Source organism: Streptomyces sp. NPDC020807 (genome assembly GCF_040641575.1).
Taxonomy (GTDB): domain Bacteria; phylum Actinomycetota; class Actinomycetes; order Streptomycetales; family Streptomycetaceae; genus Streptomyces.
Genome location: NZ_JBFADU010000006.1, coordinates 84,004 through 109,203, shown reverse-complemented (window position 1 = coordinate 109,203; position 25,200 = coordinate 84,004). Strand labels below are relative to the sequence as shown.

Genomic DNA, 25,200 nt, shown 5'->3' with positions numbered 1-25,200 from the left:
CCCCCGGCTGCCACCGGGGCCCTGATCTCCCCGGGGGCGGCTGCCGCACCACGCCGCCCCCGGGTGAGCCGCACCACCAGCGCCACCAGCACTGCCAGCACCATCAGCACCACCCGTAAGGAAACGCTCCACTCCTCACATCCGCCACCGTCGAAGGGACTCGACGATGCACCTCACCCCCAACCGCGGCCGGCGTTTCCGGCTGCGCGCCGCCGCCGTGGCCGCCGCGCTCGGCGCGCTGCTGCTCGCCCCGCTGCCCGCCGCCCAGGAAGCCGAGGCGGCGAGCACGCTCACCAACGCCGGCTTCGAGGCCGACGGCACCGGGACCGCCACCCCCTCCGGATGGTCCACCTACTCCGCCGCCGGGCAGAACGCGGCCTCGTTCACCGAGGCCGGGGGCCACAGCGGCGGCTACCGGCTCAGCCACTGGTCGGCGTCGGCGTACAAGGTGGAGACGTACCAGTACCTCTCCGGCCTCGCCAACGGCACGTACACGCTCAGCGCCTGGGTGCGCTCGGGCGGCGGGCAGAACTCCGCCTACCTCGCCCTCCGCAACTGCGGCTCGACCGAGCAGCGTACGGACCTGCCGGTGACGTCGAGCGCCTGGATACGGATCGTGACGTCGGTCAACGTGACGTCCGGCGCCTGCACGATCAGCGTCAACTCGGATGCGAAGGCGGGCAACTGGCTGAACGTCGACGATCTCACCCTCACGGCGGGCTCGACGGGTCTGGCCGTCAAGGGGGTCGACCTGTCGGCGCTGAAGAAGAGCGAGGACCTCGGCGGGACGTACAGGACGAGCGCGGGGGTGACCGGTGACCCGGTCGCGATCCTCAGGAACGCCGGTGCGAACTACGGCCGTCTGAAGGTGTGGGTGAACCCGGCCGACGGCTACAACAACAAGGCGCGGGTCCTCGCCACGGCGCAGCGGATCAAGGCGCAGGGCATGAAGCTGCTCGTCGACTTCCACTACTCGGACATCTGGGCCGACCCGGGCGCCCAGAGCAAGCCGGCGGCCTGGGCCGGGCACTCGTACTCCCAGCTGACGGCGGACGTCTACAACCACACGTACGACGTGCTCAACGCGCTGAAGGCGCAGGGCACGACGGCCGACATGGTGCAGATCGGGAACGAGATCAACACGGGCATGCTGTGGCCGGAGGGCTCGACGTCCAACTGGTCGCAGCTCGGCGGGCTGCTCAAGTCCGGGATCTCGGCGGCGAAGGCGGTCTCGTCGAGCACGCAGATCGCGCTGCACCTCGCCAACGGCGGCGACAACGCGCTCTACCGCACCTGGTTCGACAACGCGGCGGCGCAGGGCGTGAGTTACGACGTGATCGCCCTGTCCTTCTACGGATACTGGCACGGCGCGCTGTCCTCGCTCCAGGCCAACCTGGACGACGTCTCGGCCCGTTACGGCAAGAAGGTCATGGTCGTGGAGACGGCGTACCCCTTCCGCCTGGACAGCGAGGACTCCCACGAGAACATCATCGACCTGAGCTCGGAGCTCGTCTCCGGCTACCCGGCGAGCAGCGCGGGCCAGTCGGCGTGGCTGCGGGACGTGATGAACGTCGTGGAGGCGGTGCCGAACGGCCGTGGTCTCGGCGTCGTCTACTGGGAGCCGGCGTGGACGGCCGTGACGGGCAACGGCTGGGACCCGACGAACGCGTCGTCGGGCAACGGCTGGGAGAACCAGGCGCTGTTCGACTACGACAGCAAGCTGCTGCCGGCGGCGGCGTGGTTCTCGCACCGGTGACCTGACCACCGGACGACCGGAGGGGGCGGGCCCGTGCCGAACAGGCCCGTCCCCTCCTCAGCGGTCGGCGTACCGTGCCGCCGGAAGCCCGGTCGCGCCGGGGCGGCACGCGAAGAGGCGGCCCGCGTCCGGCTGGGCGCGACGGGCGGCGGCGTCGAGGCCGGCCGTCGCGGTCGTGATGACGAGGACGTCGAGGTCGGGGCCCGCGAAGGCGCAGCTGGTGACGTGGGCGGCCGGGACCTCGACGCGCGCGTGGAGGCTGCCGTCGGGCGCGTGGGCCAGGACCTCGCCGCCGCCCCAGGACGCCACCCACACGCGGCCCTCGCTGTCGACGGTCAGGCCGTCGGGGACGCCCCGTTCGAGGGCCGCGAACGGGGTGCGGTCGCGCAGCTCGCCCGTCCCGACGTCGTACGCGAAGACGTCCACGCGTCCGGTCAGGCTGTCCGCGTAGTAGAGGCGGGTGCCGTCCGGGCTCCAGCCCAGGCCGTTCGAGATGCCCACCGAGGGCAGGAGAGGGGTGAGGGCCTCGCCGTCGAGGCGGTACAGAGCGCCCGCGCCGGGGGTCTCGTCGTACGCCATGGTGCCGGCGAGCAGGCGGCCCGCCGGGTCCACCCCGGCGTCGTTCATGCGGCGCGGCCGGCCGTCGGCCGACGGCGGCAGCGCGGCCAGTTCGACCGCCTCGGCGGCCGGCCGGCCGGGCTCCAGCCGGCGTACGGACAGCCCCGCCGTGAGGAGCAGCGCGCCCGACGCGCAGAGGGCGACGGCGCCGACCGGCGCGTCGAAGGTCAGCGCGTCGAGGGGCTTCAGGTCCGGGACCCTGAGGTCCGGGGCCTTCGGGTCCGGGGTCTTCAGGTCCGGGCTCTTCGGGTCCGGGGTCTTCGGGTCCGGGGTCTTCGGGTCCGGCAGGCCGTCACAGGTGGCCAGTTCCGCGCGGTGGACGCGGCCCTCCAGGATGTCCACCCACAGCAGTTCGCCGCGCCGGTCGTCCCAGACCGGGCCTTCCGCCAGGCGGCCGGGTGGGGGTGCGCAGGGCACGGCCCTGAGGTGCCGCATTCCGTTCTCCTCGCTCCCGTTCTTCCGTTCTCCGCGCTCGGCGTGACGTCACCCTACGGCGTCGCCGGCCGGCGCCGGGCACCCGCCCGGCCACACCCGAGGAGCCCACAGTTGATCGAGCGGACGTCCCAGGACGTGGTGCGGGTGCATCGTTCAGCGCCCGGCCCGGTACCCGAGGCGCTCCGACAGCTCGCCTGCGCCCCGGGCCGCGAGCCCGGTCAGTTCGTTCTCGCGCGCCTCGCTCCAGCGGTGCACCGGTACGGAGATGGACAGCGCCGCGACGACCCGCCCCGACCTGTCCCGTACGGGCGCGGCGACGCAACTGACGTCCGGGTTCGACTCCTGGGACTCCAGGGCGACGCCGAGGATGCGGATCTCGTCGAGCGCGGCCCTCAACGTGTCCGGGTCCGCCAGGCTGTTGGCCGTCATCTCCTCCAACGGACCTTCGGCGAGACGCGTTTCGAGGCGCTCCTCCAGTTCGTCGACCGGGAGCGAGGCGAGCAGCATCTTGCCGACGGCCGTGCAGTGCGCGGGGAGCCGGCGGCCGGTCGCGGAGACCATCCGCACGGCGTGCGTGGAGTCGACCTTGGCGATGTAGATGACGTCCATGTCCTCCAGGAGGGCGACGTGGACGGTCTCCCGGCAGGTGTCCGCGACCTCGCGGGCGACCTGGTGGCCCTCGGCCGCGAGGTCGAGCTGCTCGGCGTACCGGCTGCCGAGCTGGTACGTGCGGACGCCGAGGCGGTACCGGCCGGGCTGCTCGGGCACGGCCACGAGGTAGTTGCGCGCGACGAGCGTGGTGACCAGTTCGTGCGTGGTCGTGCGCGGGAGCTGGAGCCTGCGGGTGATCTCGGGCGCGGAGAGCGTCCCGTCGCCCTGGAGGAAGAGCTCCAGAATGTCGAATGCCCTGGTCACCGCCGGAACGAGTCGTCCCATGTGGCTCACCCCACCCCTTGCCCGCTCAAAGTCCCGTTCGGTATTCCGTACGGCGATCGAAATCGCGGACAGAGACTAGTCGCGGGCTCCGGCGGGGGCAATGGCCCGGGCCACGGACCTGGAAACGCCCCCGATGAGAGCCCTGTGAACGTTCCCATTGACAGCTCGTCGAGCCGCTGCCTACCGTCTCGCCGTCCGTCCAGCCCGTCGAACAACAGCCCACTGAACAGCCCGCCCTTCGGCGGCGGACACCGCCGCCAGCGCCCCCCGGGAGCAAGCACCGTGCGCATCACGGGAATCACCACCCACGTCGTCGGAACGCCCTGGCGCGATCTGACCTACGTCCTGGTCCACACCGACGAGGGCCTCACCGGCGTCGGCGAGACGCGGATGCTCGGCCACACGGACGCGCTCCTCGGCTATCTCCGCGAGGCCGAGGCGAACCACATCGCCGGTTCCGACCCGTTCGCCGTCGAGGATCTCGTACGCCGCATGAAGTACGGGGACTTCGGCCGGGCGGGCGAGATCGTCATGTCCGGGATCGCGGTCGTGGAGATGGCCTGCTGGGACATCAAGGGCAAGGCGCTCGGCGTCCCCGTCTGGCAGCTGCTCGGCGGAAAGGTCACCGACCGCGTGAAGGCCTACGCGAACGGCTGGTACACCACCGAACGCACCCCGGAGGCCTACCACGAGGCGGCCCGCGGGGTCGTGGCCCGCGGCTACCGGGCCCTGAAGATCGACCCGTTCGGCAACGGCCGCTTCGAGCTGGACGCCGAGGAGTCGCGTTACGCGGTCTCGCTCATCGAGGCCGTCCGGGACGCGATCGGCCCGGACACCGAGCTGATGGTGGAGATGCACGGCCGCTTCTCCCCCGCGACGGCGGTCCGGCTCGCACGCGAGCTCGCGCCGTTCCGGCCCGCGTGGCTGGAGGAGCCCGTACCGCCGGAGAACCTCAAGGCCCTCGCCAAGGTCGCCGAGAAGGTCGACCTGCCGATCGCGACGGGCGAGCGCGTCCACGACCGCATCGAGTTCCGGGAGCTCTTCGAGTCCCAGGCGGCCGACATCATCCAGCCGGACGTCGGCCACATCGGCGGCATCCTGGAGGCGCGGAAGCTCGCCGCGACCGCCGAGACGCACTACGTGCTCGTCGCCCCGCACAACGTCGGCGGCTCGGTCCTCACCGCCGCGACGCTGCAACTCGCCGCCTGCACGCCGAACTTCAAGATCCTGGAGCACTTCAACGACTTCGCGGACGCCGAGATCAAGAAGGTCGTCGGCGGGGCCCCGGAGGTCGACCCGGAGACCGGCTGCTTCCCGGTCTCGCACGCGCCGGGCCTCGGCGTCGAGCTCGACGTGGACGCGGCGGCCGAGTTCCCCCAGCGGCGGGCCAGGTTCGACCTGTGGGCCGAGGGCTGGGAGAAGCGGCAGCCGAAGTGACGGGGACGGGGATGCCCCCGCCGACGCCGGTCCGCGTACCGGCCCACCCGTCGGCCAGTCGCGCCGTCGTCGTCGACGCCCCCGGTGAACACCGGCTCGTCGAGCGCGCCTTGCCGCTTCCCGGGCCCGGCGAGGTACGGGTACGGGTGGCCGCCGCGGGGATCTGCATGAGCGACCGCGAGCTGTACGACGGCCACCGCGCCCCCGGCTTCGTCCGCTACCCCGTCGTCCCGGGCCACGAGTGGTCCGGGACCGTCGAGGCCGTGGGCGAGGGCGTCGACCCCGCGCTCGTCGGCCGCCCGTGCGTCGCCGAGGGGTTCCGGTCCTGCGGGACGTGCGAGCGGTGCCGGCACGGGGAGACGAGCCTGTGCACGGCCGGGTACGCGGAGACCGGCTTCACCGAGCCGGGCGCCTTCGCCGACCACCTGGTGGTCCCGGAGAGGCTCCTCCACACGCTGCCCGAAGGGGCCGACCTGCGCGCGGCGGCGCTCATCGAACCGGCCGCCGTCGTCGCGGCGGCGGTACGGGCCGGGCGCCCGCGGCCGGGCGAGCGGGTCGCCGTCGTCGGCGCGGGCACACTCGGGCTGCTCACCGTCCAGTGGCTCGCCGCCGCCTCCCCGGCCGAGCTCGCGGTCGTCGACCCGCGCGCGGAACGGGCGGCGCGAGCACACGCGTTCGGCGCCACCCGCGCCCTGTCGCCGGTGCAGGCGGAGGACGTCGCCGGCCGTTTCGACCTGGTGGTGGAGACCGCGGGCGCGCCCACGACGGCCGCCGACTCCTGCCTCCTCGCGCGCCGGGGCGGACGGGTCGTCCTCACCGGCATGTTCGCGGCGGGGGCGACCGGCATCGACCCGGTCCACCTCTCGGTGAGCCAGCTGGAGCTGCGCTCAGTCTTCGGCGCCTCCTCCGGTGCCTGGGCGGACGCGGTGCACGCCTTCGCCTCCGGGGTGCTCGACCCCGGGCCGCTCGTCACCCACGAGTTCCCCCTGGAGCACTTCGCGGAGGCGCTGGCCCTGGTGGGCGGCGGGGCGGTGGGGACGGGCAAGGTGCTGCTGCGCCCCTGACCGTCGGCCCCTCGGCCGGCACGTACCTTTCGGCCGTCCCGGGGCCTTCGGCCGCCCCGCTCCTCAGCCGACGCGAGCGGGCTCGGCGAGCAGGTCGTCGACGAGCGTGAGTCGCGTCTCGGGGAAGTACTCGGCGATGGCCTCGCGCATCATCGCCTCGCCCTCGGGGTCGGGGGTGCCGCACTTCTCGCGGGTCTCCCGGTCGGGCCAGCGGGCGTACGCCACCCACGTGTCGTCGTCCGCCCTGTGGAGGCGGGAGCCGTAGCTGCCGCACTCCGCGTGGATCGCCTCGGTCACCCGGTGCCACCCGTCGATGAGCAGCTGCTCCCGGCCCGGACGCACCCGCCACCGGTACACCACAGCGAACATCTCTCCGCCTCCTCGCGTCACCCGGCGACCGCTGCCGCCCCGTCAAGAACTAAACTACACCGACCAGTTCACCGTCAAGACCGAACGGTTCAGTATCCCTTGATGGGTCGAGGTCACGAGCCAAAGGGGCCAAGCGAGCCGAGCGAGCCGGGGGACGAACCGACCGAGCACTCCTCACCCGCCCGCAGCGCGATCCGCCGCACCCCCGACGGAGTGCGGAGCTCGATCCGCGCGTCCCTCTCCGGCCTGAGGAGCGCGTGGTACGCCCCCGGCGTCCAGGTCAGGTCGACCCGGGCGCCGAACCGGGTCCGCACGCCGGTGAGACGTCCGCGCGGACAGCGCGCCGGCGGCGCGGGAAGCAGGACGAGCCGTCCCGGCGCCGACTGGACGAGCGACTCGATCAGGAGCGCGGGCAGGGCGTGGGCGGCGTCGGCGTTGTACACGTCGCGCCCCGGATAGTGCGCGCTCATGAGGGAGTCGTGGAAGTAGTCCCCCGCGAGGACCCGGGCGAGCGCGCCCTCGGTGCGCTTCGCGTCGCCCAACCGGGCGGCGACCAGGCCGTGGTGGAGGTGGCCGTGCGCCGAGTCGTTCTCACTGCCCCGGAGTTCGAGGGCGCGGCGGGCCGCCGCGGCGAGGACGGGGGTGTCGTACGGGGTGATCTCGCCCAGCGGCCAGACGGGGTAGAGGTGGCTGAGGTGCCGGTGGTCGTACCGGTCGCCGAACTCCGGCCGCGCCCACTCGGCGAGCGCCCCGTCGTCGTTGACCCGGTAGGGCGGGAGCCGGTCCGCGAGCGCGCGGAGCCGCGCGGCGTCCGGCGCGGGGGCGCGGTCGGCGGCGGCGCCGAGGGCGTGGCGGGCGGCGGCGATGTCCATCGTGGCGTCCACCGCGCCCCAACTCCCGCCGCGCGGACGGTTCTCCGGCGAGTAGGAGGGCACGACGGCGAGGCGTTTCTCGCGGCCGGGGCCGGGTCCGTCGACGCGGGTGAGGAAGTCCTCGTAGAAGAGGGCGACTTCGGCGACGAGCGCGTCGACGTCGGCGTCCCCTCGGCCGCTCGCCTCCGCCTCTTCGAGGAGCGGGACGAGCAGCCAGTCGGCCCCCGCGGTCCACAGGTGGAGCGGGTACTCGCGGCTGAAGTGGTACGCGTGCCCGGTCATGCCGTCCGTGTGGGCGGGGGCGACGATCCCCCGGGCTCCGAAGATCTCCCGGGCGTTGTCCCGCCAGTCCCCCGACTGGCCCTGGATCAGCGCCTTGTGGGCGGCCACGACCTCCGGGAGGTCCGCGGCCACGGCCGAGGCCGTCTGGAGGTTGAGGTTGGCGTCGGTCGTGAAGCCGCCCGACCAGGCCGTGTCCCACTCCCCGGTCCAGAGCCCGGTGAGCCGGGGCGGCAGGAGTCCGGAGGAGGAGAGGAGGTGGTAGCGGCCCGCGGCGAAGAGGCGCTCCAGGAGGGCGGGGCTGCCCGGGCGACGGAGCAGTGCCGAACCGGGCAGGGCCCGTTCGGCGGGATCGGCACCGAGGTCGAGGGCGACCCGTCCGTAGGCCGGCCCGTGGAGCGCGGTGTGCCGAGCGAGCAGACGGGCGTGGAGGCGGACGGGATCGACGGGTCCGGCCCCGGCACCGGCGGTGAGGCCCACGGCACCGGCGGTGGGTCCTGCGGCGTCAGAGTGGCCAGTGGAGCCCGTGGAGCCCGCACGGCCCGTCCCGTCTGCGGCGCCCGCCCCACCCCTCTCCGCTCCGCCGAACCCCGCGACCAGGGCCCGGAGCGCGGCGTCCTCCGCCCCGGTGTCGGGCTCGCCCTCGTACGCCCGCACGCGGGTGAGGAGCAGCAGGTGCCCGGCGCCCTCGACCCGTATGCCGCCCGCCGTGACCGTGGTGCGGCCGGTGTCGGTGAGGACGAGGGTGTGGCCGGTGTAGCCGAGGCGGCTGGCGGGGTAGCGGACGCGGAGGGTGAGGAGGGTCCCGTCGCGGCCGGTCGCGACGCCGCGGCCGGCGCCCAGCTCGGCGGGGACGCCGGGGAGCCGGTGGTCGAGGTCGATCTCCACGACCGCGCCGGGAGCGGAGACGTACTGGACGAGGACGTCGTCGGCGCGGGACACGAAGACCTCGCTGCGGCGGTCGCCGCAGACCGCGGCGACCAGGCCGGTGGCGAAGTCCACGGACCGGCGCACGGGCGCCGCCGGGGCACCGGACGGCCTTCTCCGCACCCGGGTCCGGAACGCCGGGTGGAAGGGCCGGATCCAGTGGAGCGGACGGCCGTCGGTGAAGCGCTCCGCCGCGGCCGTGTCCCCGGCGAGCAGGGCGTCCTGGAGGGCGGGGAGCGCGGCGGCGAGCCGTGGCGGGGCGGTGTCGGCGTCGGCGTCGTGCGGGCGGACGAGGGTGTGGTGGGTGACGACCACCGTGTCGTCCTCGGGGTCTCCGTGGACCATGGCCCCGTGGCGCCCGTTCCCGGCGAGGAAGGCGTCCTCCCAGCGGGCGGCGGGTCCGGGCTCCCAGGTTCCGTGCGTCACGGCGCTTCCCCTTCCGTCTTCTGCACCTCGGGACGGGTGGCTACGTCTCTGTCGCCGCCGACGGCCGGAAGGTTGCCGACGACCGGAAGGTAGCCGACGGCCGGAAGACCGCCGACGGCCGTGAACCCGCCGGGTGCTTCCCGCCGGCGGGGACCCGCACCGCCGAGGCGCCGCGCCCGTCACGCCCGGGTCACGTCACGTCCCGGCCGCCCACACCCCGTCCCGCATGAGGTGCCGCCCCGCCAGTTCGGGTTCCTCGTGCCAGGCCTGTACGGCGGTCGGGCGGACGCGGTACCAGCGGTACGCGGGTCCGGAGCCGCGCGCGTCCCAGCCGGTCTTCGCGTGGAAGGCGTCGGCCGCCTCGGGCGGGACCTCCTGGGAGGTGTACGTGGTGACCTCGCCGTCCAGGAGCACCACGTCCCGGGTGTCCCCCAGCGCGAGCCGCGCCCGCCCGTCGGCGGCGAGGTTCAGGCCGGTGGGGTTGGTCGACCGGGTCACGAGCCACAGGTCGGTGCCGTCCCAGAGGAACGACAGGGGGACCAGGTACGGCCCGCCCTCGGGGTCCGCCGAGGCCACCCAGATGTCGAGCTCCCGCTCCAGGCGGGCCAGCACGTCACGCTTGCGCCGGGCGGGGTCGCGCGGCTGCTGTTCCATGATCGTCATGGCCCCGACCCTACTGAGCCGGACGCCCTCCCCTTCACCCGCTTCTTTTAGAAAGCGCTTGCGCGAAGCATTGACGAAACACGAACGCCCCCCTAACTTCATGCCCGTTGCACTTCGTACGTCATATATGAGACGCGATACACGAGATCTGAGAGTGCTCCATGGCCTTCGCCCCCAGCCCCATCCCCTCCCGCACGCAATACGTCCTGGAAGCCATCAAGCACGACATCCTGACCGGAGGCCTCACCCCGGGACAGGCGCTCGTGGAGACCGAACTCGCCGCGCGCTTCGGGGTGTCGAAGACCCCCGTCCGCGAGGCGCTCAAGACCCTCGCGGGCAGCGGGCTCGTGGTGATGAGCCAGTACAAGGGCGTCACGGTCCGGATGGTCGACGCGGACATGGCCCGCGCGGTCTACGACGTACGCCTGCTCCTGGAGCCCGAGGCGGTCCGCCGGGCCGTCGCCTCCGGCGCCCCGCTCGACGCGGCGCACGAGGCGCTGCACCGGGCCGCCGCGGCCGAGGACCCCGCCGAACGGTCCCTGGCCAACCGGGAGTTCCACCGCGCGCTCTACCTGCCCTGCGGCAACCCGCTGCTCGGCCGGATGCTCGACGAGGTCCGCGACCAGGCCGCCCTGGTCTCCACGGTCGCCTGGGCCGCCGTCCCCTCCTGGGAGCGCGAGGCCGCCGAGCACGAGGTGATCCTGCGGCTCGCCGCCGCCGGCGACGTCGAGGGCGCCGGCCGGGCCGTGCACGACCACATCGCGTCCTTCGTGGAGCGCGCCTTCCCCCACTCCCCCCTGAACAGCGAGTGAGCCACGTGACCCGAACCCACACAGCGGAACCCCTCATGGACATGGACTTCGCGACCCTGAGGCTCGCCCTCGCCGACATCGTCGCCATCCCGGTCACCCCGTTCGCCGAGGACAGCTCGATCGACACCGCGGCCCACCGCGCGCTGCTGCGCCGCCTGTTGGACGGCGGGGTGCGCACCCTGACCCCGAACGGCAACACCGGCGAGTTCTACGCCCTCACGCCCGAGGAGCGCCGCTCGCTCACCGAGGCGACCGTCGAGGAGGCGGCGGACCGCGCCTCGATCCTGGTCGGCGTCGGCCACGACGTGCCCACCGCCGTCGAGGCCGCCCGGCACGCCCGCGCCACGGGCGCGCACATGGTGATGGTGCACCAGCCCGTCCACCCGTACGTCTCCGAGAGCGGCTGGGTCGACTACCACCGGGCCATCGCCGAGGCCGTGCCGGAGCTCGGGGTCGTCCCCTACATCCGCAACCCGCTCCTGAGCGGGGCCCGGCTCGCCGAACTCGGCGCCGCCTGCCCGAACGTCATCGGCGTGAAGTACGCCGTCCCGGACGCCTCCCGGTTCGCCGCGTTCGCCCGGGACGCGGGCCTCGACCGCTTCGTGTGGGTCGCGGGCCTCGCGGAGCCGTACGCCCCCTCCTACTTCGCGAGCGGCGCGACCGGCTTCACCTCCGGTCTCGTCAACGTGGCCCCCGCGCTCTCCCAGGAGATGCTGCGCGCCCTGCGGGCCGGGGACTACCCGACCGCGATGAAGGTGTGGGAGCGGATCCGCCGCTTCGAGGAGCTGCGCGCGGCGAACGGCAGCGCCGACAACGTGACGGTGGTCAAGGAGGCCCTCGCCTCGCTCGGCCTGTGCCGCCGCGACATCCGGCCGCCGAGCCGCGAACTCCCCGAGTCCGAGCGGGCCGAGGTCGCCGCGATAGCCGCCGGGTGGCCGGTATGAGCCAGGACCTCACGGACCAGGACCTCACAGACCAGGACCTCACGGGGCGGGACCGGGCGGAGCGGGACCGGGCGGAGCGGGACCGGGCGGAGCGGGACCGGAAGGAGCTGCGCAGCCACCAGTGGTACGGCACCGACGGCCTCCGCTCGTTCAGCCACCGCGCCCGCACCCGCCAGCTCGGCTACCTGCCCGAGGAGCACCTCGGCAAGCCGGTCGTCGCGATCCTCAACACCTGGTCCGACATCAACCCCTGCCACGTCCACCTGCGCGACCGCGCGCAGGCCGTGAAGCGCGGGGTGTGGCAGGCCGGCGGCTTCCCGCTGGAGTTCCCGGTGTCCACGCTGTCGGAGACCTTCCAGAAGCCGACGCCGATGCTCTACCGCAACCTCCTCGCCCTGGAGACGGAGGAGCTGCTCCGCTCGTACCCGGTGGACGGGGCCGTCCTGATGGGCGGCTGCGACAAGACGACGCCCGCGCTGCTCATGGGCGCCGCCTCGGTCGACCTTCCGACGGTCTTCGTGCCGGCCGGTCCGATGCTGCCGGGGCACTGGCGGGGCGAGACCCTCGGCTCCGGCACGGACATGTGGAAGTACTGGGACGAGAAGCGGGCCGGGCGCATCGGGGACTGCGAGATGGCCGAGCTGGAGAGCGGGCTCGCCCGCTCCCCCGGCCACTGCATGACGATGGGCACGGCGTCCACGCTGACGGCCGCCGCCGAGACCCTCGGCGTGACCGTGCCGGGCGCCTCCTCCGTACCGGCGGTGGACTCGGGCCACGACCGGATGGCCGCCGCCTCGGGGCTGCGGATCGTGGAGCTCGTACGGCGGGACCTGCGGCTGTCGCGGCTGCTGACCCGGGAGGCGTACGAGGACGCGGTCGCCGCGGTGCTCGCGCTGGGCGGCTCGACGAACGCGGTGATCCACCTCATCGCGATGGCCGGCCGTTCCGGGGTGAAGCTGACGCTCGACGACTTCGACCGGATCGCGCGGACCGTCCCGGTGCTCGCGAACCTGCGGCCCGGTGGCCGGTTCCTCATGGAGGACTTCCACTTCGCCGGCGGGATGCCGGGCTTCCTCTCGCGTCTGACGGACGTGCTGCACCTGGACCGGCCGACGGTCTCCCACGACACCCTGCGCGAGCAGCTGGCCGGCGCCCTGGTGCACGACGACGAGGTGATCCGGGAGCGTTCGAGGCCCCTGGCCGCCGAGGGCGGGGTCGCGGTGCTGCGCGGGAACCTGTGCCCGGACGGCGCGGTCATCAAGCACATCGCGGCCGACCCGAAGCTCCTGAAGCACACGGGTCCCGCGGTCGTCTTCGACGACTACCGGACCATGCAGCGGACGATCGACGACCCGTCGCTCGGGATCACCGCCGACCACGTGCTCGTGCTGCGCGGCGCGGGCCCGAAGGGCGGGCCCGGGATGCCGGAGTACGGGATGCTGCCGATCCCCGCGTACCTCCTGGAGCAGGGGGTGAAGGACATGGTGCGCATCTCGGACGCCCGGATGAGCGGGACGAGTTACGGGGCGTGCGTGCTGCACGTGGCGCCGGAATCCCACGTCGGCGGACCCCTTGCCCTCGTGAGGACGGGCGATACGATCACTCTCGACGTCACGGCCCGCTCCCTCCACCTGCACGTCACGGACGAGGAGCTGGACCGCCGCCGGGCCGCCTGGACACCCCCGCCGGAGCGGTACGAGCGCGGCTACGGCGCGCTCTACATGGAGCAGATCTCCCAGGCCGACACCGGCTGCGACTTCGCGTTCCTCGCCAGGCCGGGGACGACCCCCGATCCGTACGCGGGCTGAGTCCGCCCGCGCCCTTCCCCGCCACCGCACCCCTTCCCCGCCACGGGCGTTCCCCGCCCCGATCCACCCTGTCCGAAATTTCGAACGTCGTTCGCGAAGCGCTTCACCGAGAACGGAGCCGCCGTCATGGCCTCAGCTGTGACCTCACCGCCCCCGGCCGCGCCGCCCGAGGCCGCACCGCCCCGGGCCGCCACGGCACGGAGCCGCCGCCGCACGGGAGCCACGCCCCGCCGACTGCCGTATCTCCTGATCGCCCCGGCCGGACTGCTGATGCTGGGCTTCATCGCCTACCCGGTGCTCAGCGTCTTCTACTACAGCCTCCAGCACTACAACCCCACCAAACCCTGGCGGAACGGCTTCGCCGGCCTGGAGAACTTCACCGAGATCTTCACCGAGGACCCGCACTTCTGGGGGACGCTCTCCTTCAGCTTCCAGTGGGTCGCGGTCGAGGTCACCCTCCAGCTGCTCTTCGGTCTCGGCCTCGCGCTGATCGTGAACCAGACCTTCGTCGGCCGCGCCCTCGGCCGGGCCCTCGTCTTCTCGCCGTGGGCGGTCTCGGGCGTGCTCACCTCGGCGATCTGGGTGCTGCTCTACAACTCCCAGACCGGCATCACGCGTTACCTGGCGGACCTGGGCGTCGGCGAGTACGGCACCTCGCTGCTCTCCGACACCTCGACGGTCTTCTCGGCCGCGATCGTCGCCGACCTCTGGCGCGGAGTGCCCTTCTTCGCCATCCTCATCCTCGCCGACCTCCAGTCCGTGCCGAAGGACCTGTACGAGGCTGCCGAGGTCGACGGGGCGGGCCGGATCCGCCAGTTCCTGCACATCACGCTCCCCCACATCCGGGACGCGATCGTCCTCTCCACCCTGCTGCGAGCGGTGTGGGAGTTCAACAACGTCGACCTGCTCTACACGCTGACCGGCGGCGGTCCGGCGGGCGAGACCACCACCCTCCCGCTGTACATCGCCCACACCAGCGTCGACGCGCACGACTTCGGATACGCCTCCGCCCTCACCACGGTGGCGTTCGTGATCCTTCTCTTCTGCTCGATGGTCTATCTGCGCCTGAGCAAGTTCGGAGGCGACGGCAAGTGACCGCCGTGACCACCCCGCCCGCCGCCCCCGCGGCCCCGGCTCCGTCCCCCGCCCCCGCGTCCGCCGAGCGCCGCAGGGCCTGGGACGAGGTCCCCCGCTGGCAGATCTACCTGCCCCTCGGGATCTACCTCGTCTTCACCCTCGTCCCCTTCTACTGGATCCTGCTCTTCGCGGTCCGCCCGGCCGGCTCCACCTCGCTGCTGCCCTGGCCGATGACCACCGCCCACTTCGAGAAGGTGTGGACGGAGCGCAGCTTCGGCGTCTTCTTCCAGAACAGCCTCCTCATCGGCGTCGCGGTCCTCGTGATGACGACGGTCGTCGCACTGGCCGGCGGATACGCCCTGGCCCGCTTCGACTTCAGGATCAAGAAGGGCTTCATGCTGGCCCTGCTCTGCTCGCAGTTCGTGCCGGGCGCCCTGCTCCTCGTACCGCTCTTCCAGATCTTCGCCGAGCTGCGGATGATCAACTCGCTCGGCTCCGTCATCATCGCCGAGACCGTCTTCCAGCTCCCGCTGTCCATGATCCTGATCAGCGGCTTCATCAGGAACGTGCCGTACTCCCTGGAAGAGGCGGCCTGGGTCGACGGATGCAACCGGTTCCACGCCTTCCGGATCGTCGTCCTGCCCCTCCTGCGGCCGGGTCTCGTCGCCGTCGGCTCGTTCGCCTTCGTCCACGCCTGGAACCACTTCCTCTTCGCCCTGATGTTCCTCAGCAGCCAGACCAAGCAGACGATCCCGGTCGGCCTCAACACCCTCATGGGCGCCGACAGCGTCGACCTCGGCGCGCTCGCCGCGGGCGGGGTCATCGCCGCCGTACCCGTCGTCATCGTCTTCGGCTTCATCCAGAAGTGGCTGGTCACGGGCTTCAGCGCCGGGGCGGTGAAGGGATGAACCACCCCTCCGCCCCGAAGACAAGCGACGTCACGAACAGGGATCCCATGAGCACCGCACCCACCCCGCTGCCCGTCGTCCTCGCCGGTGCCCGCGGCCACGGCCGCAGCCACCTCCTCAACATCCGCCGCCTCGAAGAGCTGGGGCTCGTGCGCCTCGCCGGCGTCTGCGAGCTCCGCCCGCTCGACGCGGAAGAGCTCGACGGCATCGGGGACCCCGAGCAGTCCTCCGACTTCGCGGCGCTCCTCGCCTCCACCGGCGCCCGGATCGCCGTCCTCTCCACCCCCATCCAGACCCACACGGACATGACCCTCACCGCGGCCCGGCACGGCGCCCACGTCCTCCTGGAGAAGCCGCCGGCCCCGTCGTACGCGGAGTTCCGGCGGATGGCCGACGGGGTCGAGGCCGCCGGGGTGGCCTGCCAGATCGGCTTCCAGTCGCTCGGCTCCCATGCCGTGCCCGCGATCCGCCGGATGGTCGAGGACGGCGCCATCGGCGAGCTCACCGGCGTCGGCGCCGCCGGTGCCTGGGTCCGCGACGAGGCCTACTTCCGGCGCGCGCCCTGGGCCGGGCACCGCAGGCTCCACGGCGCGGACGTCGTCGACGGGGCGCTCACCAACCCCCTGGCGCACGCCGTCGCCACCGCGCTCGCCCTCGCCGGCACGACCCGCGCCGAAGACGTCGACCGCGTCGAGACGGAGCTGCTGCACGCCAACGCGATCGAGTCCGACGACACCTCCTGCGTACGGGTGGTGACCACGGGCGGTACACCGGTGACGGTCGCGGCCACCCTCTGCGCCGAGCGGTCCGGGGAGCCGTACGTCGTCGTGCACGGCAGCCGCGGCCGGATCACCTTCTGGTACCGGCAGGACCGGGTGCTCGTGCAGCGGGCCGGGCACGGCCCGGTCGAGACGGAGTACGGGCGGACCGACCTGCTGGGCAACCTCGTCGCCCACGTGACGGTCGGGTCGCCGCTGTGGGTGCCGCCGGCGGCGACCGGCGCGTTCATGCGGGTCGTCGAGGCGGTCCGTACGGCCCCGGACCCGCGGGAGATCCCCGCCGGGTACTGGCGCACCGAGCCGGGCGAGAGCGCCCCGCGCCGGGTCGTCGACGGCATCGACGCCCTCGTCGACGCCAGCGCCGACCAGCTGAAGCTGTACTCCGAACTCGGCGCCGTCTGGGCACCGTCGGAGCGGGCGGTGTCCCGATGACCGCCGGGCCGCCGACGCTGCTGCGCTGCGCGGGCCGTACCGTCGCCCGCTACACCACCCGGCCCGAGCTGGCCCTCGACCACTCCCCCCGGCCCTCCCTGCACCCGGTGACCACCCTCGCCGGACGGGTCGTGACCGAGACCGTGCCCGCGGACCACCCGCACCACCTGGGGGCCGGGATCGCCGTCCCCGACGTCGCCGGTCACAACTTCTGGGGCGGGCGCACCTACGTGCGGGACCGGGGACCGGTCGCACTCGACAACCACGGCGTGCAGCGGCACGACGGGTTCAAGCTGTGCGACCCGGACGGCTTCGTCGAGGAGCTGACCTGGACGGCGGGCGGCGAGCGGCTGCTGCGCGAGCACCGCACCGTGGCGGCCCGCGCCCTCACGGACACCGCCTGGGCGCTCGACCTCACCTTCTCCCTCACCAACGTGTCGGGCCGCGACCTGTCGATCGGCAGCCCGGCGACCAACGGCCGGCCCGGGGCCGCGTACGGCGGCTTCTTCTGGCGGGCGCCCAAGGAACCGGGCGTGCCCGAGGTGTTCGGCGCGGACGAGGGCGCGGAGGGCGAGGAGGCGGTCCACGGCTCCCGGTCCGAGTGGGTGGCGCTCGCGGGCGAGGGCTGGACGCTCGTCTTCGCCGGGGCGACCGAGGCGACCCGGCGCGACCCGTGGTTCGTCCGCGCCGCCGAGTACCCGGGCGTCGGCTCCTCGCTCGCCTTCGACGGGCGGCTTCCGGTGGCCGCCGGTGAGACCTTCGTCCGGCGGGTGGTGACCGTGGTCGCCGACGGACGGCTCGACCGGTCGGGCGCGGCGGCCCTGGTCCGCAAAGCGGGGGCGTCGTGAACGGGGACGTCGTGAACGGGGACGTCGTGAACGGGGACGTCGTGAACCGGGGCGTCTCGGACGGGGGCGTCGTGAACCGGGACGTCGTGAGCCGTGCCCCGGCCGGGCTCACGGGCGACCTGGGCGACGGGACCTACCGCAACCCCGTCCTCGCCGCCGACTGGTCCGACCCCGACGTCCTCCGGGTCGGCGAGGACTACTACCTCACCGCCTCCAGCTTCGGCCGCGCCCCGGGGCTCCCTCTCCTGCACTCCCGCGACCTCGTCAACTGGACGCTGGTCGGCCACGCCCTGGAGCGGCTCGAACCGGCCGCGGCGTTCGCCGAGCCCCGGCACGACCGGGGCGTGTGGGCGCCGTCGCTGCGGCACCACGACGGCCGGTTCTGGATCTTCTGGGGCGATCCCGACCACGGGATCTTCCAGGTCAACGCCCCCGCGGTCGAAGGACCCTGGACGGCTCCGCACCTGGTGAAGTCCGGGCTCGGACTCATCGACGCCTGTCCACTGTGGGACGAGGAGACCGGCGAGGCGTACCTCGTGCACGCCCTCGCCAGGTCCCGCGCAGGGGTCAACAACCGGCTCGTCGGCCACCGGATGAGCCCCGACGGCTCGAAGGTGCTCGACGAGGGCCGGGTGATCGTCGACGCCGACCTGATCCCGGGCTGGTTCACCCTGGAGGGCCCCAAGCTCTACCGCCAGGACGGCTGGTTCTGGATCCTCGCCCCGGCCGGCGGCGTGGCGACCGGCTGGCAGGGCGCCTTCCGCTCGCGGTCCTTCTTCGGCCCGTACGAGGAGCGGACCGTCCTCGCGCAGGGCGACACCGACGTCAACGGCCCCCACCAGGGCGGCTGGGTGCGCACCCAACGGGGCGAGGACTGGTTCCTGCACTTCCAGCAGGCGGGGGCGTACGGCAGGATCGTGCACCTCCAGCCGATGCGCTGGGGCCGCGACGGCTGGCCCGTGCTCGGCGACCGGGGCGCGCCCGTCCGCGTCCACCGCAAGCCGGACCTGCCGGAGGCGCCGCGCTCGCGCCCGGCGGCCGACGACGCCTTCCCGGGCGGACGGTTCGGGCCGCAGTGGCAGTGGACCGCCAACCCGGGCGAGGGCTGGACCGGCCCCCACGAGGGTGACGGCCTGCGCCTCAGGTGTGTCCGTACGGGCCGCCTCGACGACCTGCGGACCGTGCCGCACGTCCTCACCCAGCGACTTCCGGCCGGGGGGTGCGCGGTCGAGGTCGGGCTGCGGCTCGACGGCGCGGCGGCCGGAGCCCGCGCGGGACTCGTCGTCCTCGGCGACGCCTACGCGTGGACCGGCCTGGAACGACAGCCGGACGGAACGGTCCTGCTGACCCACCGCTTCGCCCCCGCCACGGCGGAGCGCGAACGGGACGCGGCGCACGCCCGTCCGCTCGCCGGTGACCGGGTCCGCCTGCGGATCGAGGTCACAGGGGACGCGCGCTGCCGCTTCTCGTACACGGACCCCTCGACCGGCGAACGGGTCGCCCTGGGGCAGGAGTTCGCCGCCACCCCCTGGCGCTGGGTCGGCGCGCTGATCGGCCTTTTCGCCGGGGCGCCGGAGGGCGCGGGACACGCCGGGACGGGCGTGTTCTCGGACTTCCGCGTCACGTCGTGAACGCGCGTCCGCCCACGCACGACCGCCCCCACCCGTACGACCCCCACCTGTAGCCCCCCACCCGCACCACCTCCACCTCCAGCACCTCCATCCCCATCCCCATCCCCGGGTACCTCACAGAAGAGAGCCGACGATGACCATCTTCACCGGCGGACGGCGCAGAGCCGCCGCCTCCCTCGCCCTCACCGGTGTCCTCGCCCTGACCGCCACCGCCTGCGGTGACGACGGCAGCGGCGCGGGCGGCGAGAAGGGCACGGAGGGATCGGGCCAGGGCAAGATCACCTTCTGGGACAACAACGGCGGTGTCCGCACCGACGTCTGGAAGGAGATCATCGCGGACTTCGAGAAGGCCAACCCGGACATCGACGTCGAGTACGTCGGGGTGGCCTCCAAGGAGGTCCAGTCGAAGTACGACACCGCCATCCAGGGCGGCGGCCTGCCGGACGTCGGCGGCGTCGGCGCGGCCATGCTGGCCGGGATCGCCGCGCAGAACGCCCTGGAGCCGCTGGACGAGCGGATCGAGGGCGGGGCGCTCAAGGGGAAGCTGAACGCCGGCATGGTCGACAGCGTCAGGGCGGCCGGCGGCCAGGGCAAGCTGTTCACCGTCCCCACCTCCGCCAGCAACGGCGTGCTCTACTACCGCACCGACCTCTTCAAGGCGGCCGGGCTGCCCGAGCCCAGCACCTGGTCGGCGTTCTACGCGGCGGCCGACAAGCTGACGCAGAAGGACAAGAACCGTTTCGGCTACACGATCCGCGGCGGCGCCGGGTCCATCGCCCAGGCCCTCGACGCGATGTACGGCCAGAGCGGCATCACCAGCTTCTGGAACGGCGACAAGACCACCGTCAACGACCCGAAGAACGTGGCGGCCCTGGAGAAGTACGCGGGCCTGTTCAAGAAGAACACCCCGGCCGCCGACGTCAACAACGACTTCACCAAGATGGTCGCGCAGTGGGACAGCGGCGAGATCGGCATGCTGAACCACAACCTGGGCTCGTACCAGGACCACGTGAAGGCGCTCGGCACCGAGAAGTTCCGGGGCATACCGAACCCGACCCTCGACGACGGCACCCGCGTGCAGGTCTCGAACCCGGTCGACGGCCTCGGCCTCTTCTCCTCCTCCAAGAACAAGGCCGCCGCCTGGAAGTTCATCGAGTTCGCCGCCTCGCACGAGTCCAACAGCAAGTGGAACAAGTCGGCCGGTGCGATCCCCGCCAACACCGAGGCCGCGCAGGACGCGTGGCTCCAGGAGGCCGAGCCGACCAAGCTCGCCGCCGGCGTCCTCTCCAGCGACAAGACGACCATCGTGCAGCTGCCGTACTACCTGCCCGACTGGAACAACATCTCCAAGGCGGACAACGAGGCCGGATTCCAGAAGGTCCTCCTCGGCAAGTCCACCGCCAAGGAGTTCCTCGACGGCCTCGCCGAGCAGCTGAACGCGGCCCAGGCCGAGTGGAAGGAACAGCAGAAGTGAGCGTCGGCCGCCGCGCGGTGGTCACGGCCGGGGCGGGCCTCGCGCTCGCCCTGGCCGGGGCGCCGGCCGCCCGCGCCGCCGCAACCACCGGGACCACCGGGTCCGTCGGGCGGCCCCGGGGCCGTACGCTCTTCGTCGCCGGGGACTCGACCGCCGCGCAGAAGTACGCCGACGCCGCGCCCGAGACCGGCTGGGGCATGGCGCTCCCCTTCTTCCTGCACAGGGAACTGACGGTCGCCAACCACGCCGTCAACGGCCGCAGCACCAAGAGCTTCCTCGACGAGGGGCGGCTCGACGCCCTCCTGCCGGACGTCCGGCCCGGCGACGTGCTCCTGGTCCAGTTCGGCCACAACGACTCCAAGAGCGCCGACCCCACCCGGTACGCCGCTCCCTGGGGCGCCTACCGGGACAACCTGCGGGTCTTCGTCGAGGCCGCGCGCTCCCGCGGGGCGCTGCCCGTGCTCGCCACCTCCGTGGAGCGGCGGAAGTTCGCCGCGGACGGCACGGCCCTGCGCACCCACGGCGAGTACCCGGCCGCGATGCGGGCGACCGCCGCCGAGTCGGACGTCCCGCTGCTCGACGTCGAGGCGCTGTCCCTCGCGCTGTGGCAGCGGCTCGGACCCGAGGCCACGAAGACGTACTTCAACTGGACCGCGACCGAGCAGGACAACACGCACTTCAACCCGCCCGGGGCGATCGAGGTGGCCCGCCTCGTGGCCTCCGAGCTGCTCCGTACGGAGGTCCTGGCGCCGCGCGAGACGCGGCGCCTGGACGACGACATCCCCACCGACCGGATCACCTGGCCCGTTCCCGAGGAGACCTGACCGTGAACCGACGCACGAAGCTCGGAGTGGTGGCCGCGACCGCCCTCGTCCTGACGGTCACCGCGCCCGCCGCGGGCGCGTCCGCCGACGGCCTGCCCGCCACCGACGCCGCCGACCTCTCCGCCGCCGGCGCGTTCGCCGCCGGCACCGCCGGGTGGACCGCCGACCCCGCCCGCGCCACGCTCCCCGCCGGTGACGGCTGGGCCTCCGACGGCGCCGGCACCACCGGCGGTTCCGCCGCCGAGGCCTCCCGGGTCTTCACCGTCACCACCTGGGAGGAGTTCCGGGCCGCGCTCGCCGTGCCCGGCACCGAACCCCGGATCGTGAGGGTCGTCGGCACGCTGGACGCGACCGCCGACGGCTGCGCGGCCTTCGAGGCCCCGGGCTACGACTTCGACCAGTACCTCGCCGACTTCCACCCGGACGTCTGGGGGTACAAGAACGCCGTCAGCGGCCCGCAGGAGACCCTGCGCATCGCCTCCGCCACCGCGCAGGCCCTCGCCATCAAGGCGAAGGTGCCCGCCAACACGACCGTCGTGGGCGTCGGCCGGCACGCCGGGATCACCGGCGGCAGCCTCCAGGTCCAGGGCGTCGACAACGTCATCGTGCGCAACCTGACCCTGGAGAGCCCGCTCGACTGCTTCCCGCAGTGGGACCCGAAGGACGGCCCGACGGGCGCCTGGAACTCCGAGTACGACAGCCTCGTCGTGTACGGCTCCACGCACGTCTGGATCGACCACAACACCTTCACCGACGGCGCCCACCCGGACAGTTCGCTGCCCTCCTACTACGGCGAGGTCTACCAGCAGCACGACGGCGAGCTCGACGTCGTCCGCGGCGCGGACCTCGTCACGGCCTCGTGGAACGTCTTCACCGACCACGACAAGACCCTGATGATCGGCAACAGCGACAGCGCGGGCGCCACCGACCGGGGCAAGCTCCGCGTCACCCTGCACCACAACCTCTTCGACAAGGTCGTGGAGCGGGCGCCCCGGGTGCGGTTCGGCCAGGTCGACGCGTACAACAACCACTTCGTGGTGGCCGGCGGCGCGGCCCCGTACGTCTACAGCCTGGGGATCGGCATCGAATCCCAGCTCGTCGCCGAGAAGAACGCCTTCACGCTCGACGCGGACGTCCCCGCCGGGAAGATCCTCAAGAAGTGGAAGGACGCGCCGGTCACGACCACCGGCAACTACGTCAACGGCGCTCCCGTCGACCTGCTCGCCGTCCACAACGAGCAGTACCCCGCCGAGGTCCTGCGCGGCGACGCGGGCTGGACGCCCGTGCTGCGCACCCGCGTCGACCACCCGCGGGCCGTCCCCGCCCTCGTCGACCACCGCGCGGGCGCCGGCCGCCTGCGCTGACACCCCCGAACGGAAGGTGGCCGGGGTTGTCCACGCGCCCGCCCCGGCCACCTTTCCCATGCCCTCCCCCCCCCCGCTTCAGCGAAGGAGCACCCGCATGCCCTCGCAGCACCCCTCCCCCTCCCGTCGATCGGTCCTCACCGCCGGTCTCGGCGCCGGACTCGGCGCCGCCCTCGGCCTCGGGCTGCCGACCGCCACGGCGCACGCGTCGGCCGACGAACGTCCTTTCGGCACCTTCGGTTCCCCCGCCGCGCGCCTCACCGACCGCACCCTGTACGTCCACCCCGGCGGCCTCGGTGACCACACCACCGTGCAGGCCGCCGTGAGCGCGGCGAGCGGCACGGGCCGGACCCTGGTCCTCGCCCCGGGCACCTACCGCGAGACGGTCGTCGTCACGGCCGCCCGCAAGGACATGACCTGGATCGGCGCGACCGGCGACCCGAAGGACGTCGTCGTCGTCCACGACAACGCGGCCGGAACACCGCGCCCCGAGGGGGGCACCTACGGCACCTCCGGCTCGGCGACCACCACCCTCCAGGCCGACGGCTTCACGGCCCACGCGGTGACCTTCGCCAACGACTTCCTCCGCACCGACCTGCCGGGCAACCCGGGCACCCAGGCCGTGGCGCTGAAGGCGCAGGGCGACCGCTCGGCGTTCTTCCACTGCCGGTTCCTCGGCCACCAGGACACCCTGTACGCGGACTCGATGTCCCTCGGGCACTTCGCCCGGCAGTACTACGCCCACTGCTACGTCGAGGGGGACGTCGACTTCGTCTTCGGCCGCGCCCGCGCGGTCTTCGAGCACTGCCACTTCCGCACGCTCGTCCGCACGGACCTCGCGGGTGCCCCGTACGGATTCGTCTTCGCGCCGTCGACGGCGGTCGCCAACCCGCACGGCTTCCTGGTCTCCCGCTCCCGCGTCACGAGCGAGGCGCCCGACGGCTTCTACAAGCTGGCCAGGCCCTGGGTCCCGGGCTCGGACCCCACCGCGCGGCCGTCGCTCGTGGTCCGCGACAGCGTGCTGTCCGCCGGCATCGACGCGGTCGCCCCGTACGCGAACATGCGGGACGTCCACCCGTGGCAGGCGCAGCGCTTCGCCGAGTACCGCAACACCGGCAGGGGCGCCGCGATCAGCGTCCCGGAGAACCGGCCGCAACTCACAGGGGCCGAGGCGGACGCCGTGAACCGGGCGGCGTACCTCGGCGACTGGGAGCCGTGCTCACCGGTCGCCTAGCGGCCCCCGTACTCCCCCCCACACAAGACGCACGAGAGGACCCGCACGTCATGTCTCGTACCACACGCCTCAGGAGCACCGTCCGTACTAACGGCACCACCCGTACCAAGGGCACCACCCGTACCAAGGGTGCCTTCCTCGTCCTCTCCGTCCTGGCCGCGAGCGCCGGTCTGGCCGCCGCCGCGGCCCCGGCGCAGGCCGCCACCGTCACCGTCTCGACGGCCGCCGACCTGATCACCGCGGTGAGGAACGCCGCTCCCGGCACCGTCATCCAGATCCGCGGCGGCACGTACTACCCCACCTCCACCCTCCAGTCGACGGCGAACGGCACCGCGTCGGCACCGGTCCAGCTGCGCCCGTACGGCACGGAGACGGTCCGCATCGACGGCTCGCGGCTCCCGGCCGGCTCGTGGATCTTCAAGCTGACGGCCGACTACTGGACGGTCTCCGACCTCACCTTCCAGAACTCCCCGGACAGCGCGGTCGTCTGCACCTCCTGCACGGGGACGCAGTGGAACCGGATCAGGACGATCAACGGCGGCGACTCCGGCTTCACGCTCACCGGCGACGGCACGAACGGCAACACCGTCCGCAACCTCGACTCGTACGGCCACTACGACGCGGCCACCCACGGCGAGAACGCCGACGGCATCGCGGTGAAGTTCGGCTCGGGCACCGGCAACCTGATCACCGGGGCCCGGCTGTTCGACAACTCCGACGACGGCCTCGACCTGTGGTCGTGGTCGAGCCCGCTGACGATCGAGCACAGCTGGGCGTACGGGAACGGGAAGAACCGCTGGTCGGACAGCGCGTTCGCGGGCGACGGCAACGGCTACAAACTGGGCGGGGACGGCGAGGTCGTCGCCCACGTCGTCAACAACTCCGCCGCCTGGGGCAACGCGGGCAACGGCTTCACCGAGAACAGCAACAAGGGAGCGATCGTCGTCAACCGGACGACCGCGTACGCCAACGGGAACAAGGGGTACTACTTCGCGACGGGCGCCGCCCGCCTCGGCAAGAACCTCGCCGTCTCCAACGGCGGCGGTTCGGTGGCCGCCGGCGCCTCGGTCGTCTCCCAGGGGAACAACTGGGACGCGGGCATCGCGACGCCCGCCTTCCTGTCCACGGACGCGACCAGCGCGTACGGGGCGAGGAAGGCGGACGGTTCGCTCCCCGCGACGACGTTCCTGACGACCGGGTCGACGACGATCGGCTCGACGATGAACTGACCGACGACGACCTGACCCACGACGACCTCACCGACGGCGAACTGACCGGCGACA

General features: G+C 73.0%; 21 protein-coding genes. 16 read left to right on the top strand and 5 right to left on the bottom strand.

Features of this window, described 5'->3' with window-relative positions; all coding sequences use genetic code 11:
- Positions 1 to 166: 166 nt before the first annotated feature.
- Complete coding sequence (locus AB0G79_RS12565; RefSeq protein WP_360804550.1) at positions 167 to 1,756, top strand: arabinogalactan endo-1,4-beta-galactosidase; 1,590 nt, start codon at positions 167 to 169, stop codon at positions 1,754 to 1,756.
- Positions 1,757 to 1,813: 57 nt separating this feature from the next.
- Here the strand turns inward: AB0G79_RS12565 and AB0G79_RS12560 are convergent, their stop codons facing one another.
- Together AB0G79_RS12560 and AB0G79_RS12555 are read right to left on the bottom strand one after the other, a co-directional pair.
- Positions 1,814 to 2,809 carry an SMP-30/gluconolactonase/LRE family protein gene (locus AB0G79_RS12560; RefSeq protein ID WP_360804547.1) on the bottom strand — a complete coding sequence of 332 codons (996 nt, stop codon included), beginning with the start codon at positions 2,807 to 2,809 and terminating at the stop codon, positions 1,814 to 1,816.
- Between the two features lie 153 nt (positions 2,810 to 2,962).
- Positions 2,963 to 3,745: an IclR family transcriptional regulator gene (locus tag AB0G79_RS12555; protein ID WP_360804544.1), complete on the bottom strand. Its 783-nt coding sequence runs from the start codon at positions 3,743 to 3,745 to the stop codon at positions 2,963 to 2,965.
- A 282-nt stretch (positions 3,746 to 4,027) separates the two neighbouring features.
- Between AB0G79_RS12555 and AB0G79_RS12550 the strand changes: the two genes are divergently transcribed.
- Positions 4,028 to 5,182, top strand: coding sequence for a mandelate racemase/muconate lactonizing enzyme family protein (locus AB0G79_RS12550; protein WP_360804541.1), 1,155 nt, complete (start codon positions 4,028 to 4,030; stop codon positions 5,180 to 5,182).
- Positions 5,183 to 5,193: 11 nt separating this feature from the next.
- The gene (locus AB0G79_RS12545; protein WP_360804538.1) at positions 5,194 to 6,246 is read left to right on the top strand and encodes an alcohol dehydrogenase catalytic domain-containing protein; all 1,053 of its coding nucleotides are present in this window, start codon (positions 5,194 to 5,196) and stop codon (positions 6,244 to 6,246) included.
- Positions 6,247 to 6,309: 63 nt separating this feature from the next.
- On the opposite strand, the gene AB0G79_RS12540 is transcribed toward AB0G79_RS12545, so the two are convergent.
- The 3 genes from AB0G79_RS12540 to AB0G79_RS12530 form a co-directional block, all read right to left on the bottom strand.
- Positions 6,310 to 6,615 carry an antibiotic biosynthesis monooxygenase gene (locus tag AB0G79_RS12540; protein ID WP_360804535.1) on the bottom strand — a complete coding sequence of 102 codons (306 nt, stop codon included), beginning with the start codon at positions 6,613 to 6,615 and terminating at the stop codon, positions 6,310 to 6,312.
- A 113-nt stretch (positions 6,616 to 6,728) separates the two neighbouring features.
- Positions 6,729 to 9,119: a glycoside hydrolase N-terminal domain-containing protein gene (locus AB0G79_RS12535; RefSeq protein ID WP_360804532.1), complete on the bottom strand. Its 2,391-nt coding sequence runs from the start codon at positions 9,117 to 9,119 to the stop codon at positions 6,729 to 6,731.
- Between the two features lie 195 nt (positions 9,120 to 9,314).
- Positions 9,315 to 9,782: a pyridoxamine 5'-phosphate oxidase family protein gene (locus AB0G79_RS12530; protein WP_360804529.1), complete on the bottom strand. Its 468-nt coding sequence runs from the start codon at positions 9,780 to 9,782 to the stop codon at positions 9,315 to 9,317.
- A 161-nt stretch (positions 9,783 to 9,943) separates the two neighbouring features.
- Here AB0G79_RS12530 and AB0G79_RS12525 point away from each other — a divergent pair, with 161 nt between their 5' ends.
- The 13 genes from AB0G79_RS12525 to AB0G79_RS12465 all read left to right on the top strand — a co-directional run bounded on the left by AB0G79_RS12525 (position 9,944) and on the right by AB0G79_RS12465 (position 25,146).
- Positions 9,944 to 10,594: a GntR family transcriptional regulator gene (locus AB0G79_RS12525; RefSeq protein WP_360804526.1), complete on the top strand. Its 651-nt coding sequence runs from the start codon at positions 9,944 to 9,946 to the stop codon at positions 10,592 to 10,594.
- A gap of 35 nt (positions 10,595 to 10,629) precedes the next feature.
- Positions 10,630 to 11,538 carry a dihydrodipicolinate synthase family protein gene (locus tag AB0G79_RS12520; RefSeq protein ID WP_360804523.1) on the top strand — a complete coding sequence of 303 codons (909 nt, stop codon included), beginning with the start codon at positions 10,630 to 10,632 and terminating at the stop codon, positions 11,536 to 11,538.
- Positions 11,535 to 13,346, top strand: a complete 1,812-nt coding sequence (gene araD / locus AB0G79_RS12515; RefSeq protein WP_360804520.1) for an L-arabinonate dehydratase — start codon at positions 11,535 to 11,537, stop codon at positions 13,344 to 13,346. Before AB0G79_RS12520 ends, araD begins: the two co-directional genes overlap by 4 nt.
- 126 nt (positions 13,347 to 13,472) lie before the next feature.
- A complete protein-coding gene (locus AB0G79_RS12510; protein WP_360804517.1) occupies positions 13,473 to 14,441 on the top strand; it encodes a sugar ABC transporter permease in 969 nt (322 codons plus the stop codon).
- A gap of 5 nt (positions 14,442 to 14,446) precedes the next feature.
- The gene (locus AB0G79_RS12505) at positions 14,447 to 15,331 is read left to right on the top strand and encodes a carbohydrate ABC transporter permease (protein WP_360805150.1); all 885 of its coding nucleotides are present in this window, start codon (positions 14,447 to 14,449) and stop codon (positions 15,329 to 15,331) included.
- Positions 15,332 to 15,378: 47 nt separating this feature from the next.
- Positions 15,379 to 16,542 (top strand): Gfo/Idh/MocA family oxidoreductase, encoded by a 1,164-nt coding sequence (locus tag AB0G79_RS12500; RefSeq protein ID WP_360804514.1) that lies wholly within the window; start codon positions 15,379 to 15,381, stop codon positions 16,540 to 16,542.
- On the top strand, positions 16,539 to 17,390 hold the full coding sequence (locus AB0G79_RS12495) for a PmoA family protein (RefSeq protein WP_360804511.1): 852 nt from the start codon (positions 16,539 to 16,541) through the stop codon (positions 17,388 to 17,390). Before AB0G79_RS12500 ends, AB0G79_RS12495 begins: the two co-directional genes overlap by 4 nt.
- A gap of 119 nt (positions 17,391 to 17,509) precedes the next feature.
- Complete coding sequence (locus tag AB0G79_RS12490) at positions 17,510 to 19,021, top strand: family 43 glycosylhydrolase (RefSeq protein WP_360805147.1); 1,512 nt, start codon at positions 17,510 to 17,512, stop codon at positions 19,019 to 19,021.
- 133 nt (positions 19,022 to 19,154) lie between these two features.
- A complete protein-coding gene (locus AB0G79_RS12485) occupies positions 19,155 to 20,495 on the top strand; it encodes a sugar ABC transporter substrate-binding protein (protein WP_360804508.1) in 1,341 nt (446 codons plus the stop codon).
- A complete protein-coding gene (locus tag AB0G79_RS12480; RefSeq protein ID WP_360804505.1) occupies positions 20,492 to 21,319 on the top strand; it encodes a rhamnogalacturonan acetylesterase in 828 nt (275 codons plus the stop codon). Before AB0G79_RS12485 ends, AB0G79_RS12480 begins: the two co-directional genes overlap by 4 nt.
- Before the next feature lie 2 nt (positions 21,320 to 21,321).
- Positions 21,322 to 22,683, top strand: a complete 1,362-nt coding sequence (locus AB0G79_RS12475; RefSeq protein WP_360804502.1) for a polysaccharide lyase family 1 protein — start codon at positions 21,322 to 21,324, stop codon at positions 22,681 to 22,683.
- A gap of 97 nt (positions 22,684 to 22,780) precedes the next feature.
- Positions 22,781 to 23,917 carry a pectinesterase family protein gene (locus AB0G79_RS12470; protein ID WP_360804499.1) on the top strand — a complete coding sequence of 379 codons (1,137 nt, stop codon included), beginning with the start codon at positions 22,781 to 22,783 and terminating at the stop codon, positions 23,915 to 23,917.
- Positions 23,918 to 23,967: 50 nt separating this feature from the next.
- The gene (locus tag AB0G79_RS12465; protein WP_360804496.1) at positions 23,968 to 25,146 is read left to right on the top strand and encodes a pectate lyase; all 1,179 of its coding nucleotides are present in this window, start codon (positions 23,968 to 23,970) and stop codon (positions 25,144 to 25,146) included.
- Positions 25,147 to 25,200 lie beyond the last annotated feature (54 nt).